Here is a 14201-nt window from a genome sequence, read left to right on the forward strand (position 1 = left end):
GCGCTCGTTCTGTTGACGGGCGAGCTACCTGCGTTTGCGCGCGGGTGGCTGAGGAGGCGCTTTGGCCGGTGTGGGGACCGGCTTGCCAGAGAGCGAGCCATGAGCGGCGAATTTTCGGGGTGGAGAGCCAAGCGTGGATTTCGGAGGGTACAGTGGACAGGCCTTTTCGCTTTTGGGCGATAAAGACCGCTTCGTCCTGCCTCCTGCCTTTCGCAAGGCGGTAAAGGAATCCTCTGGCAGCCGTATCCTCTGCCTGACCAAGCATGACCGATGGAATTGCCTGACCGGTTTTGGCCTGTCGCGCCGTGCTGAATTTGAAAAGCAGCTCGATCGCGAAGAGGAAATGGCGTTCAAGTTCGGTCGCGAGTTCGACCGCGAGACGCGCTCATCCCAGCTCAATGGTTTCCGCGAAGTCGGATTCGATGATTCCGGTCGCTTCAACATGCCCGAGTACCTGCGCGAGCTCGCGAATATCGAAGACGGACTCTATTTTCACGGCGGCGGCTCCTTCTTCACGATCTGGAACCCGGCAGAACTCGATTGCATGGGTGATGACTGGGCGGCGGCAAAGGCGGCCTGCAAGGCGCTGGTCGCCGAAGCGCAGGCGAAGAAGAAATGAGCCGCCCTGCCATACCTTTCCCTGTTCGGGATAAAGCCCCGCACATCCCCGTGCTGCTCGATGAAGTGATTGCCGCGCTCGACCCCCAGCCCGGCGATGTCATTGTCGATGCGACATTCGGCGCAGGCGGTTACACCCGCGCTCTGCTGAATGCCGGCGCAACCGTACACGCATTCGATCGCGACCCAAGCGCGATCGCACAAGGCCGCGGATGGGAAGAGGCGGGTACTACCCCTCCTCGCCTCATTCTTCATCCGCGGCGCTTTTCAGAAATGGTCGCGGCGCTGACAGAAGCCGGTGTCAGCCAGGTTGACGGGATCGCGATGGATATCGGCGTTTCCTCGATGCAGCTCGATCAGGCCGAGCGCGGCTTTGCCTTTTCCAGCGACGGGCCGCTCGACATGCGGATGAGCGGCGAGGGCGAAAGCGCTGCCGACTTTCTCAATGCCGCATCGGAAAGCACGATTGCCGATGTACTCTATGAATATGGCGAGGAGCGCCAGTCGCGCCGCGTCGCCCGCGCCATCGTGGCCGCACGCCCGCTGGAAACCACCGGCGACCTCGCTCGCGTGGTGCGCAAGGCATTGGGCCATAAGCCGACGGATAAGAAGGACCCTGCAACCCGCAGCTTTCAGGCGATCCGCATCCATGTGAACTCTGAACTCGATGAATTGCGCGATGGGCTGAGCGCTGCCGAACAATTGCTACGGGCTGGTGGCAGGCTCGCCGTTGTCAGTTTTCACAGCCTCGAAGACCGCATCGTCAAACGTTTCTTCCGCGAAGCAGGAGCGCGCCAGGCCGGTTCACGCCACTTGCCGCAGGTTGAGTCCACGCCGCCGGCGTTCGAACAAGTCTCCAAGGCCATTCGCCCCTCGGCAGAGGAAATAGCGCGAAACCCCCGCGCGCGCTCCTCTGTCCTGCGCCACGCTGTGCGGACCTCCACTCCAGCTAGAAAGGAAGCGGCATGATCACCCCCGGTTCTCGTCTTCGTCAGGTTGGCTGGGCCGTGGTGCTGGCGGCGTGTATCGGCCTGTTTCTCGCGCTAAGCTTTCGCGTTCATGCGGTACGCAGCGAAGTGCTGCTCGCAGAGCGCCAGATCATTGCGCTTGAGCGTGAGACCCTGATGCTGGAGACCGAGTTCCAGACCCGCGCCAGCCAGCGCCAGTTGGCCGACTGGAATGCGATCGAGTTCGGATATCAGGCGCCACGGCCCGATCAATACCTCGCAAGCGAACGCCAGCTTGCTAGCTTGTCTGTTCCGCTCGGGCCGAGCGCGCCGTCGCCTGTGCGTTTTGCACAGGCCGATGCGGCAATAGACGAGAATTCAACCGAAGATTCTGAAGCGGGCGCTCGTCTCGCAATGGCGGACGCGCCCATGCGCTCCCCTCTGACCGGTCGGCCGGTAGAGCGGGCAGCAGCCCAGCAATCAGGCGAGGGCATCTTCGTTGAAGCCTTCAGCGATATCCTATCTGAAGCCGCGAGCGCCGGGGTGAGCCGTGCGCGCAATCTCGATGCTCGAGCCCTGAGGGCAGGGTCTGGCGAAGGCCGCAATTATCTTTCAGTCGAGACCTCTGAATGAATGCGCTTTCCGCGAGTGCTGCCATTTCCAGCGGCAGGGTCCAGCTTGTCACTTTTCGCCGCCAGTCGCTGACTACAGCGCGCTGGCGTGTTTTGTGGGTTGCGCTCGTTTTTGCCTTGGTGACCGTGGCTGCGCTGATGCGGATAACCTATCTCGGGCTGGCAGATCATGGCCCAACCCGCACCAGCCTGCAGGATGCCTTGTTGCCTTCGCGTGGAGAGATCACCGATCGCAACGGCGTGCCGCTGGCACGCGCCTTTCCTGCTTACGCCCTGTGGTTCAATCCGAACGCGATGGGCGAGGGCGGCTCTCCACTGGTACGTTCACCAGAAGAGGTTGCGGCTGAGCTCGCCGCAATTTTCCCGACACTGGACGAGGTGGAGGTGGCTCAGCGTCTTGCTTCTGGCCGAGCTGGTTATCTGCGCCGCCGCGTGTTGCCTGAAGAGGCGAACCGCGTGCAGGCCATCGGAGAGCTTGCGCTGGAAATGCCGCGCGAGACGGACCGCCACTATCCGCAAGGCTCGATGGCCGCACATGTGCTCGGCTATGTCGCTGCTGACGGCAATGGCCGGGTGGGGATGGAGCAGGTGCTTAACGCGCGCCTCAGGGATCCTGAGCTGCGCGGTACGCCCACTGCGCTCTCGATTGATTCGCGCGTCCAAGGCGCGCTCGAAGACGAGCTGCGATCAGGCATGTTGGCGGTCGACGCGATTGGCGCGGCTGGAATCGTCCTGGATGTGGATACGGGTGAAGTTGTTGCGCTGGCCTCGCTTCCCGAATTTGATCCCAACCGGATCGATAAAGCGGGCGCTGCCAATATGTTCAACCGCGTCACCAATCAGGTTTACGAACTTGGCTCGACCTTCAAGCCGCTTACGGTTGCTGCTGCAATTGATGCGGGCGTTGTTCGAGACATGGAGCGCAACTGGAATGCGGAGCCGGTTGAAGTCGGGCGTTTCACGATCAAGGATCTGAAACCAAAGGGCGATATTCTCAATGTCCCGCAAGCGCTGATCTATTCCTCCAATACCGTAACCGCGCGCGTGGCAGATGATCTCGGCGCTGAGCGGCTGCGCAAGACCATGATTGATCTGGGCATGAGCGAGCGGCCCTATATCGAATTGCCGGCCCGAGGACATCCGATCTGGCCGGGCGATGACTGGCCGCGCCTGCGCAACATGACGGTGAGCTATGGCCACGGTATCGCAGTAACGCCGCTGCACCTTGCAAGCGCTTATGCTGCGATGGTGAATGGCGGTATCTGGCGACCGGCAACCCTGCACAAGCTCGACGCAGCCGATGTGCCGCGGGGCCGCCGGGTGTTCAAGGCTTCGACGTCTGCGCGGATGCGTCAGCTGCTGCGGATGATCACGCTCTACGGCACGGGCCGCAATGCCGACGCACCGGGCTATCGCGTGGGCGGCAAGACGGGTTCGGCGGAAAAGCCCGGCAATGGCGGCTATCGTCGCTCCTCGTTGATCTCGACCTTTGCGGCAGCCTTCCCGATGGACAACCCGCGTTATGTGGTCATTGCCATGCTCGACGAGCCGCAAGGGACAGTCGCCAGCTCCTATCAGCGCACCGCCGCCTGGAACGCCGCGCCGATCGTGGCCAAACTGGTCCCTCGGATCGGGCCGCTGCTCGGCATTCAACCTGACGCTACCCGAGAAGTCGACATCTCGGACCTTCGCCCACTGGTGGAAAAGGGTGATCACTGATGAAGCTGGGGGCACTGGCACAGGCGGCAGGGATCACACTGGACGGCGGCAGCGATGTCGCCGTGACCGGTTTTGCAATCGACAGCCGCAAGGTCGCGCCTGGCACGGTCTTTGGCGCGTTCAAAGGTGCGCGCTTCAATGGCGAGGATTATATCGCGGTTGCTGTCGAAGCCGGCGCGGTCGCGATCGTCGCGCGGCCTGAAGCCAAGGTCGAAGGCGCGATCCACATCGCTGACGACGAACCGCGCAGGGCCTTTGCGCGGCTGGCGGCGGGCTTTTTCAAGCCCGTGCCTGAGCTGATCGTTGCGGTCACTGGCACCAATGGCAAGACTTCCTGCGTCGAAATGACCCGGCAGATCTGGCGCATGTGCGGCGAGCGCGCTGCAAGCATTGGCACGCTCGGCGTCACGACCCCTGACGAAAGCGTTTCGACCGGGCTTACCACGCCCGATATCGTCACTTTCCTCAGCAATATGAGCGGATTGGCGCGAGAAGGCGTGACCCGCGTGGCTTACGAGGCCTCCAGCCATGGCCTTTCCCAATTCCGCAGCGAAGGCGTGCCCGTGGCTGCCGGTGCCTTCACCAATTTCAGTCGTGATCACCTGGATTATCACGGCAGCATGGAGAATTATTTTGAGGCCAAGATGCGCCTCTTCGACGACGTGGTCGTGGACGGCGGAACGGCAGTAATCGTGACGGGCGCGTCTGAAAGCGAGTGGACGACCCGTGCGATCGAGCATGCGCAGAAGCGGCAGCTGCGCGTGCTCACGGTGGGCGAGCGAGGCGAGTTCCTTCGCCTCGCAGCCCGTACTCCTACGCAGCTCGGCCAGACGCTCGAGGTTGAGCATGACGGAGTCACAAGGACCGTCAAACTGCCGTTGATCGGCGCATACCAGGTCGAGAACGCTTTGACTGCCGCAGGCCTGGCGCTGGCAACAGGGGCGGACAAGACTGCTGTGTTCGATGCACTGGGCCGCTTGCAACCGGTGCGCGGGCGACTGGAGCGCGCTTGCCTCACATCACTCGGCGCGCCTGTTTATGTCGATTACGCCCATACGCCCGATGCTCTGGAGGCGGCTATCGCGGCGCTCCGACCGCATGTTGATGACGCCAGGGGTGGTCGACTGATCGTCGTATTCGGCGCTGGCGGCGACCGCGATCAGGGCAAGCGGGCGCAGATGGGGCAGGTGGCTTCTGCTGCAGCGGACTTCGTGATCGTGACGGATGACAATCCGCGCAGCGAGGATCCTGCCGCGATCCGCGCACAAGTGATGGAAGGTGCTGGGGACAGCGCGCGCATAGTCGGCGACCGGCGTGAAGCCATCGCCGCCGCCATTGCTGAAGCGAAGGCAGCGGACGTCGTTCTCATCGCAGGTAAGGGCCACGAACAAGGCCAGATCATCGGGTCAGGAGAGAATATGAAGGTTTTGCCGTTCGACGATGTCGAAGTGGCGCGCGAATGTGCGAGCCAGATCGGAGCCGGTTCATGAGCGCACAAGCTCTTTTGCGGCAATGGCCGGTCGATGCGCGTGACAGCCTGCCCCATGCCTTGTGGGATGCAGCGAGCATTGCAGCGGCAACCGGCGGCACGGCGAGCCATGCCTTCACAGCGTCAGGCGTGGAAATGGACAGCCGTGATGTGCGCCCCGGCGATGTGTTCGTCGCGCTGAAAGGCGAAGCGATGGACGGACACCGCTTCATCGGCAAGGCGTTCGAAAATGGAGCCGTTGCAGCGATTGTCGACCGTCCGGTCGATTATCCGCATGTGCTGGTCGAAGATACGACCAGGGCGCTGCACGATCTCGCTCATGCGGCGCGTGATCGCAGCGCGGCGGTGCGGATCGGAATTACCGGCTCGGTCGGCAAGACTGGCGTGAAGGAAGCGATCTTCACCGCGCTCGACCGCTCGAGCAGAGGCGCGGCGCATCGCTCGGTTCGCAGCTATAACAACCACGTGGGCGTTCCCTTGAGCCTTGCCCGAATGCCGGCGCGCAGCCGCTTTGGCGTGTTCGAGATGGGCATGAACCATGCGGGCGAGATCGCTCCGTTGTCGGATCATGTCCGCCCGCATGTCGCGCTGATCACGACGATTGCACCGGCGCATATCGAGAACCTCGGCAGCATGGAAGCGATCGCGGATGAGAAGGCCTCGATCTTCGCAGGGCTTGTCGAAGGCGGCACGGCGATCATCCCGGCGGACAGCGAATATGCGCCGCGAATGAAAGCCTATGCCGAAAGGCTGGGCGTGCATGTCGTGACTTTCGGCAAGGCTGCTGATGCCGATGTGCGCCTGCTTGATGCAATCCCCTCTGCCAATGGCGGCTCGCTTGTGACGGCCGATCTTGGCCCGAAGATGGGCGACACTCGGCTATGCTATTCGGTAGCCGAGCCGGGCGAGCACTGGATCGCCAATTCGCTTGGCGTCATGGCGGCCGTGCGCGCAGCGGGCGGAGACCTCGCCGCGGCAGGGCTGGCTCTGGCGGAAATGGGCGGCCTTAAGGGGCGCGGTGCGCGTCATCGTATCCCGGCAGTGGGCGGCCATGCGCTGATGATCGATGAAAGCTACAACGCCAATCCCGCCAGTATGCGCGCGACCATGCGGCAACTTGGCCAAACTCCGGCGAGCAGGCGGATTGCGGTGCTGGGCAGCATGAAGGAACTGGGCGACTTTTCCGCCAAGTTCCACGCGCAGCTGATCGAACCGATCACTGAAGCTCAAATCGACCATGCGATCCTCGTGGGCGATGAAATGCGCGCGCTCATGAGCGAACTGGGGAAAGCTTCTGCGAGCGGGATTCACAAGGGACTCACTTACGCGCATTGCAGTAGTCCAGCCGAGGCGATTGCGGTGCTGGAGGAGTATGGGCTGGCCCAGGGCGATGCGGTGCTGGTCAAGGGTTCCAACTCAGTCGGTCTCGGCGCAGTGGTATCACATTTCACAAGCCTCAGCGGATAGAGGCGGGACCGGTTCATGCTTTACCTTCTTGCTGAATATCTGGGCTTCGAAGGCATCTGGAATCTGGTGCGCTATCAGACGTTTCGCTTTGGCGCGGCGCTGATTACCGCGCTTTTCATCGGTCTGCTGATCGGGCCGCGGTTCATCAACCTGCTGCGCGTTCGGCAAGGAAAGGGTCAGCCGATCCGCGCTGACGGCCCGCAAAGCCATCAGGCCAAGGTTGGCACCCCGACCATGGGCGGGCTGATGATCCTGATTGCGCTGTTCCTTTCGCTGATGTTGTGGATGGACCTGCGCAATCCGTTCGTGTGGGCGTGTCTAGCTGTCACCGCAGGCTTCGGGCTGATCGGGTTTCTGGACGATTATGACAAGGTCACAAAGAACAGCCATCGCGGCGTGTCCGGCAAGGTTCGGCTGCTGCTCGAATTCATGGTCGCGGGGATTGCGAGCTACATCATCGTCGGGCAGATCAGCACGGACCTCTATGTGCCGTTCTTTTCCGGCGTGAGCATACCGCTCGGGCCCTTCTACTACGTCTTTGCTGCGACGCTGATCGTCGGTTTTGGCAATGCGGTAAACCTCACTGACGGGCTGGATGGTCTCGCCATCATGCCGGTCATCATCGCGGCGGGGACCTTCGCGCTCATCGCCTATCTGGTCGGCCGCGTCGACTATTCCGAATACCTCGGGATTCCCTATGTCGAAGGTGCCGGCGAGCTCGCGATCTTCTGCGCAGCGATCGTCGGAGGCGGGCTCGCCTTCCTATGGTTCAACGCGCCGCCAGCAGCGGTTTTCATGGGAGACACCGGATCGCTGGCACTCGGAGGAGCTTTGGGCGCAGTCGCAGTCGCGGCGCATCACGAGATCGTGCTGCTGATCGTTGGCGGCCTGTTCGTTGCCGAAACTGCCAGCGTTATCATTCAGGTGTTCTGGTTCAAGCGCACCGGCAAACGCATCTTCCGCATGGCGCCGATCCACCACCATTTCGAGCAGCTCGGCTGGAGCGAGAGCAAGGTCGTGATCCGGTTCTGGATCATCGCGATTGTGCTCGCCATGGCTGGCCTCTCAACCTTGAAGCTGAGGTAAGAGCGCCGACGTGATCACTTCCACCGCCTTTGCCGGAAAGAAATACGCGGTCCTCGGGCTCGCGCGTTCCGGCGCGGCGGCGGCAGAGAGCTTGCTGGCAAGCGGGGCGCAAGTGCTCGCATGGGACCGGCAGGACAATGCGCGCGCGCCATTCGAAGGACGCTGTGAGCTGGCGGACCCGCTGGAACGCGACCTTACCGGCTTTGCGGGCGTAGTGGTTTCGCCGGGCGTTCCACTCAACACCCACCCGATCAAGTCCCACGCCGAGAAATATGGCGTGCCAGTGATTGGCGATATCGAGCTGTTCGCGCAGGCGCGCAGCGAGTTGCCGCCGCACAAGGTGGTCGGGATTACGGGCACGAATGGCAAGTCGACCACGACCGCGCTGGTACATCACATTTTGAAGACCGCTGGCGTACCGACGCTGATGGGCGGCAATATCGGCATTCCGATCCTTGAGCAGGATCCCTTGCCAGAGGGCGGGGTCTATGTGCTGGAGCTGTCGAGCTATCAGATCGACCTGACGCAATCGCTGGACTGCGATGTCGCGGTGCTGCTCAACATCACGCCCGATCATCTCGACCGCTATGATGGCAGCTTTAAGAAATATGCGGCGAGCAAGGCGCGGCTGTTTGAGATGCAGTCGCCAGACCATACCGCGCTGATTGCCGAAGATGACGTGGAGGCTGATGAAGTTGCTTACCGGCTTGAGCACGAACATCAGCGCTGGCAAAATGTGGTGAGATTCCATCGAGAAATCGGCACAGCGAACCAGCGCGACTGGCCGACGTTGCAGGGGCCACACAACGCTCAAAATGCTGCTGGAGCGATCGGCGCATGTAGGTCGTTGGGGCTGGAGAGCAGCAAGATTGACGCTGGCCTGCGCACCTTCACCGGCCTCCCGCACCGGATGGAACTGGTCGCAGAGTACGAAGGTGTGCTCTTCATCAATGACAGCAAGGCGACCAATCCGGACAGCGCTGCGCCTGCCCTTGCGGCCTATCCGCCGGAGAATGGCCGCCCGCGCATTCACTGGATCGTCGGGGGCCTTCCGAAGGAGGATGGGTTGGGTCCTTGCGAAGACCATCTCGCCAATATCGCCGCCGCCTATACGATTGGCGAGGCTGGTCCGCGCTTTGCTGAATTGCTGGAGCCGCACGTCCCGGTCCACCGCGCAGAGCTGCTGTGCGAAGCGGTGACTGCAGCTGCCGCCAATGCACAGCCCGGCGACGTCGTGCTGCTTTCACCAGCATGTGCAAGCTTCGACCAGTTTCGCGACTTCGAAAAGCGCGGCGAGCATTTCCGCCAGGTCGTCAGCGTTGTCACCGGCAGACCAGAAGTGGCTGAAACATCGCATCCGGGAGGGCACCTCGCATGACCATGCCGCGCCCTTATATCCCGCATGCGCCCGGCGCGCGGATCGACACCAGCGCGTTTCAGGGCGATTGGCGTGACGATCTGCGCATCTGGTGGCGCGAGATCGACAAGGTCTTGCTGGTGCTGGTGCTCGCCTTGATGGCGATCGGGACGGCTGGTGTTGCCGCAGCCTCTCCAGCGAGTGCTAACCGCCTCTCGACATCCGCTGTCGCGCTCGATGATCTTATGTTCTTCAAGCAGCATATCGTCTGGCAGATCCTTGGACTTGGCGCGATGTTCGGCGCTTCGATACTGAGCCGCGACAATGCCCGTAGGGCGGGGATCCTGCTCGCCGGGGCGATGCTCTTCATGTTGTGCCTCGTCCCGCTGATCGGGTTCGAACGCAATGGCGCGACCCGCTGGATCGACCTCGGTTTCTCGTTCCAACCGTCTGAATTCCTGAAGCCTGCGTTCGCGATTGCACTGGCCTGGATCCTGTCCTGGCGGTTGCGCGATCCGGGCTTGCCGGTGCTGGCTGCGGTGACGGGTCTGATGGCGATTGTCGCGGCACTCCTGATGCTGCAGCCCAACCTGGGCGACACCCTGCTGTTCGGCGGGGTGTGGTTTGTGCTGGTGCTGCTGTCGGGCGTTTCCGTCCAGCGCTTGAGCCTGCTGGTCGGCGCGGGTGTTGCGGTGCTCACCATGGCGTATTTCTTCTACGAAAATGCCCGCTACCGGATCGACAGCTTCCTGGGCGGCGGCACCGCGTTCGACCAGGTCGACCTTGCGCAGCGTACGCTGATCGCCGGGGGCTGGACCGGCAGCGGCTTGTGGCTCGGCACCCGCAAGATGAGTCTGCCGGAGGCGCATACCGACTATATTTTCTCTGTCATCGGCGAGGAGTTCGGTCTGATCGTCTGCGCGCTGATCGTGCTGCTTTACCTCGCGATCCTGCTGCGGGTGCTGATCCGCATGGTCGATGAAGAGAACCTGTTCGTGCTGCTCGCCAGCGCTGGCCTCGTGACACAGGTCGGCGGTCAGGCCTTCATCAACATTCTCGTCAACCTGCAGCTGTTCCCGTCCAAGGGGATGACGCTACCGCTCATCAGCTATGGCGGTTCATCCACCATTGCAGTTTGCCTCAGTATAGGTCTGCTGCTCGCCATGACGCGGCGCAATCCCTATCTCAAACGTGAGACGCCGGGTTTGCGCGCCATTTTTGGTTCCCGGGAGAGCACGGGCAAGGAGAAACGGGCATGACAGCACCGGCACCGACCGGCGCGAGCCGACATTACGTATTGGCGGCCGGAGGTACAGGCGGGCACATGATCCCGGCCTTTGCGCTGGCCGCAGAACTGGCGGCGAGAGGGCACCATCTCGCGCTCATTACCGACGCACGCGGCGCAATGCTGCCGGGCAAGCCTGACTTTCTGCCTGCGCATGTGCTTCCGGCTGGCAGGTTCGGTAAGAACCCGCTGCGCTGGATCGGCGGCGTTCGCTCCGTTCTGGAGGGGCGCCGCATGGCGCTGCGCCTGTTCGAAGCGTTTGAGCCGAGCGCGGTGATCGGCTTTGGCGGCTATCCCGCTTTGCCCGCGATGCTCGCTTCAACCTCGGCCGGTATTGCGACGATCGTGCACGAACAGAACGCAGTGCTGGGCCGCGTCAACCGGCTGATGGCGGGCCGGGTGGATGCAATTGCGACGAGCTATCCCGATGTGGCGCGAATGAAGGGCAAGCACCTGCCAAAGTCGCATCTGGTCGGCAATCCTGTGCGCGAAGAGGTGCTGGCACTGCGCAAGGAAGAGTTTCCGGCCTTTACAGAGGATGGCATCCTTCGCGTGCTGGTGACCGGCGGAAGCCAGGGCGCAAGCATCCTGTCGCAGGTCGTGCCGGACGGTTTGGCCATGCTGCAGCCTGCTCTGCGGCAGCGCTTGCAAGTCACGCAGCAATGCCGCCCGGAAGATCTCGATGCAGTGCGCGAGCGCTATCGCAATCACGATATCCCGGCAGAGCTTGGCACCTATTTCGAAGACATGGAGGCGCGACTGGCGGACTGCCACCTGTTCATCGGGCGCGCGGGCGCTTCGACCATTGCCGAACTGACCGCGGTGGGCCGTCCCGCGATCCTGATCCCCTTGCCGATTGCGACGGACGATCATCAGGCCGCCAATACGCGCGAAATCGTCAAGGCAGGCGGCGCGCGTATGATCAGGCAGGACCGCTTTACGCCCAAGGAGCTTGCCAAGCAGATCCAGGCCATGGCGCAGAACCCCAAGAGCCTTGGCAACGCCGCCCATGCCGCATGGAATTGCGGACGGCCCGATGCTGCCAAGGACCTTGCTGATCTGGTCGAAAGCTTTGGCGGCATCGACATGATGGACGTTATCAAAATGGGCGGCAAAGAGCCTGCCCGCGCCAGCGGCCAAACTCAGACCAGCGTTGGCAAGTCCATGTTGCGTGAGCTCAAAGACAGAGTGGCCGAGGAGCAGGTGGGGTGAGAGGGGTTCCAACCGACATTGGCACGGTTCATTTCGTCGGCATCGGCGGGATCGGCATGTCGGGCATCGCGGAGGTCATGCACAACCTTGGCTACACCGTGCAAGGCAGCGACATTGCGGAAAGCGCGAGTGTGGAGCGGCTGCGCTCTCGCGGGATCACCGTGCATATTGGCCATGAGCGCGGGAATGTGGACGGCGTGTCGGTCGTGGTGACTTCGACCGCGGTCAAGCGGACCAATCCCGAAGTCGCTTTCGCGCTTGAAAACCGCATCCCCGTGGTCCGCCGTGCGGAAATGCTGGCGGAGTTGATGCGCCTCAAATCCACCATCGCGGTCGCCGGAACGCATGGCAAGACGACCACAACCTCCATGATTGCAGCGCTGCTTGATCGCGGCCAGATCGACCCGACCGTGATCAATGGCGGTATTATCGAGCAATATGGCTCGAACGCCCGGCTCGGCGACAGCGACTGGATGGTGGTTGAAGCTGACGAGAGCGACGGCAGCTTCCTGCGGCTCGACGGAACGATCGCAGTCGTCACCAATATCGATCCCGAACACCTCGATCATTACGGCGACTTCGAAGGCGTGAAGAAAGCCTTCGTCGAATTCATTCACAATGTGCCGTTCTATGGCGCTGCCATTCTCTGCATCGACCATGCGGAAGTGCAGGCAGTTATCGGCAAGGTGCGCGACCGGAAAGTCGTGACGTACGGTTTCTCGCTTCAGGCCGATATCTGCGGGGTAAATGTTCGCCCGACCGCTGGCGGCAATACCTTCGATGTGATCGTGCGCCAGCGCGGAGAAGAAGACCGCAGGATCGAAGGTGTCAGGCTGCCGATGCCAGGTCGCCATAACGTCCAGAACGCGCTTGCCGCGATTGCTGTCGCAATCGAGATGGGTTGCCCCGATGAAGTGATCCGCGAAGGCTTCAGCAAGTTTGGCGGAGTGCGCCGCCGTTTCACCAAGGTGGGCGAGGCTCTCGGCGCAACGATTATTGACGATTACGCGCACCACCCGGTCGAAATCCAGGCCGTCCTCAGCGCAGCGCGCGAGGCTGCCAGTGCTGGTGGCGAGGGCCGCGTTATCGCCGTCGCCCAGCCGCATCGCTACACCCGTCTGCGCGATCTGATGGATGAGTTTCAGTCCTGCTTCAACGAGGCGGATCAGGTCTATATCGCGCCTGTTTACCCCGCTGGCGAAGATCCGATTGACGGCGTTGATTCGGACGCGCTGGTGACCGGGCTGAAGTCGCGCGGGCATCGCCATGCGGCAACGATTGCCGATCAGAATGCGCTGGCCACGGTGCTCCGAGAGGAATTGCGCGACGGTGATATCGTAGTCTGCCTCGGCGCGGGGGATATTACCAAGTGGGCGGCTGGCCTCGCCGATAAAATCGCTCAACAAGGCTGGGCATGAACATGGTCCAGCCTGAAAACAGATGGTTTACCGATAGTGGCAGCGCGCCCGATTGTTCAGTTGAGGGTGCGCTCGACACGATCGTGCCTGTGGACAGCGTACGCGGCAAGCTCACCCGCAATGCGCCGCTTGCCAAGCTCGTCTGGTTCAAGACCGGCGGCAATGCGGACTGGATGTTTGAACCCGCTGATCTCGATGACTTGCGCGTGTTTCTCGAGCAGATGGAGGAAGGCACGCCGGTGATGGCGCTCGGGCTCGGCTCCAACATGATCGTGCGCGATGGCGGCGTGCCGGGGGTCGTGATCCGGCTCGGAAAGCCTTTTGCGACGATAAGAGATCTGGGCGAGCAACGCCTTGAATGTGGCGGCGGGGCAAGCGGCATTCTGGTTTCGTCCACCGCGCGCGATGCGGGGATTGCAGGGCTTGAATTCATGCGCGGCATTCCCGGCACAGTGGGCGGCTTCGTGCGGATGAATGGTGGCGCCTATGGCCGCGAAGTCTCAGACGTGCTGATCGATTGCGACGTCATGATGCCCGATGGCGAGTTCATCACTCTACCTGCGGCCGACCTGCAATACACCTATCGGCACTCGGCCCTGCCTGATGGAGCTGTTGTCGTTTCAGCGCGTTTTCAAGGTTCGCCGGGCGATCCGCAGGAAATCGGCGCCGAGATGGACCGGATCGCGGACGCACGTGAGCAGTCGCAGCCATTGCGCACCAAAACAGGCGGATCGACTTTCAAGAACCCCGAAGGTCACAAGGCTTGGCAGTTGGTCGATGCCGCAGGGTGCCGCGGCCTGACAATGGGCGGGGCTCAGGTCTCGGAAAAGCACACCAATTTCCTCATCAACACTGGCGATGCGACCAGCGCGGATATCGAAGCGCTTGGTGAAGAGGTTCGCCGCCGGGTCTATCAAAATTCAGGCATTGAGCTGGAGTGGGAAATCCAGCGGGTGGGGCGTCCATGAGGT

At 62.2% G+C, this 14201-nt stretch carries 12 protein-coding genes; all 12 read left to right on the forward strand.

Annotated features, from left to right (window positions below; all coding sequences use genetic code 11):
- The first annotated feature begins 133 nt into the window (after positions 1-133).
- The 12 genes from ACG9DO_RS06715 to murB are packed head-to-tail and all read left to right on the forward strand — an operon-like array spanning position 134 to position 14198.
- Positions 134-619, forward strand: a complete 486-nt coding sequence (locus ACG9DO_RS06715; RefSeq protein WP_394730944.1) for a division/cell wall cluster transcriptional repressor MraZ — start codon at positions 134-136, stop codon at positions 617-619.
- Positions 616-1587: a 16S rRNA (cytosine(1402)-N(4))-methyltransferase RsmH gene (rsmH, locus tag ACG9DO_RS06720; protein ID WP_394730945.1), complete on the forward strand. Its 972-nt coding sequence runs from the start codon at positions 616-618 to the stop codon at positions 1585-1587. The genes ACG9DO_RS06715 and rsmH overlap by 4 nt, the downstream gene beginning before the upstream one ends.
- On the forward strand, positions 1584-2198 hold the full coding sequence (locus ACG9DO_RS06725) for a hypothetical protein (protein WP_394730946.1): 615 nt from the start codon (positions 1584-1586) through the stop codon (positions 2196-2198). The genes rsmH and ACG9DO_RS06725 overlap by 4 nt, the downstream gene beginning before the upstream one ends.
- Positions 2195-3916 (forward strand): peptidoglycan D,D-transpeptidase FtsI family protein, encoded by a 1722-nt coding sequence (locus ACG9DO_RS06730; protein WP_394730947.1) that lies wholly within the window; start codon positions 2195-2197, stop codon positions 3914-3916. Before ACG9DO_RS06725 ends, ACG9DO_RS06730 begins: the two co-directional genes overlap by 4 nt.
- Positions 3916-5406 (forward strand): UDP-N-acetylmuramoyl-L-alanyl-D-glutamate--2,6-diaminopimelate ligase, encoded by a 1491-nt coding sequence (locus tag ACG9DO_RS06735; protein ID WP_394730948.1) that lies wholly within the window; start codon positions 3916-3918, stop codon positions 5404-5406. The genes ACG9DO_RS06730 and ACG9DO_RS06735 overlap by 1 nt, the downstream gene beginning before the upstream one ends.
- Positions 5403-6872 (forward strand): UDP-N-acetylmuramoyl-tripeptide--D-alanyl-D-alanine ligase, encoded by a 1470-nt coding sequence (murF, locus tag ACG9DO_RS06740; RefSeq protein ID WP_394730949.1) that lies wholly within the window; start codon positions 5403-5405, stop codon positions 6870-6872. The genes ACG9DO_RS06735 and murF overlap by 4 nt, the downstream gene beginning before the upstream one ends.
- Before the next feature lie 15 nt (positions 6873-6887).
- Entirely contained in the window at positions 6888-7958 is a 1071-nt protein-coding gene (gene mraY, locus ACG9DO_RS06745; RefSeq protein ID WP_394730950.1) for a phospho-N-acetylmuramoyl-pentapeptide-transferase, read from the forward strand.
- Positions 7959-7968: 10 nt separating this feature from the next.
- A complete protein-coding gene (gene murD, locus ACG9DO_RS06750) occupies positions 7969-9336 on the forward strand; it encodes a UDP-N-acetylmuramoyl-L-alanine--D-glutamate ligase (protein ID WP_394730951.1) in 1368 nt (455 codons plus the stop codon).
- The gene (locus ACG9DO_RS06755; RefSeq protein WP_394730952.1) at positions 9333-10574 is read left to right on the forward strand and encodes an FtsW/RodA/SpoVE family cell cycle protein; all 1242 of its coding nucleotides are present in this window, start codon (positions 9333-9335) and stop codon (positions 10572-10574) included. The genes murD and ACG9DO_RS06755 overlap by 4 nt, the downstream gene beginning before the upstream one ends.
- On the forward strand, positions 10571-11812 hold the full coding sequence (gene murG, locus ACG9DO_RS06760; RefSeq protein ID WP_394730953.1) for an undecaprenyldiphospho-muramoylpentapeptide beta-N-acetylglucosaminyltransferase: 1242 nt from the start codon (positions 10571-10573) through the stop codon (positions 11810-11812). Before ACG9DO_RS06755 ends, murG begins: the two co-directional genes overlap by 4 nt.
- On the forward strand, positions 11809-13230 hold the full coding sequence (murC, locus tag ACG9DO_RS06765) for a UDP-N-acetylmuramate--L-alanine ligase (protein ID WP_394730954.1): 1422 nt from the start codon (positions 11809-11811) through the stop codon (positions 13228-13230). Before murG ends, murC begins: the two co-directional genes overlap by 4 nt.
- Positions 13227-14198, forward strand: coding sequence for a UDP-N-acetylmuramate dehydrogenase (gene murB / locus ACG9DO_RS06770; protein WP_394730955.1), 972 nt, complete (start codon positions 13227-13229; stop codon positions 14196-14198). The genes murC and murB overlap by 4 nt, the downstream gene beginning before the upstream one ends.
- Positions 14199-14201: the final 3 nt, after the last annotated feature.

The organism is Altererythrobacter sp. GH1-8 (genome assembly GCF_043702085.1).
Classification (GTDB): domain Bacteria; phylum Pseudomonadota; class Alphaproteobacteria; order Sphingomonadales; family Sphingomonadaceae; genus Erythrobacter.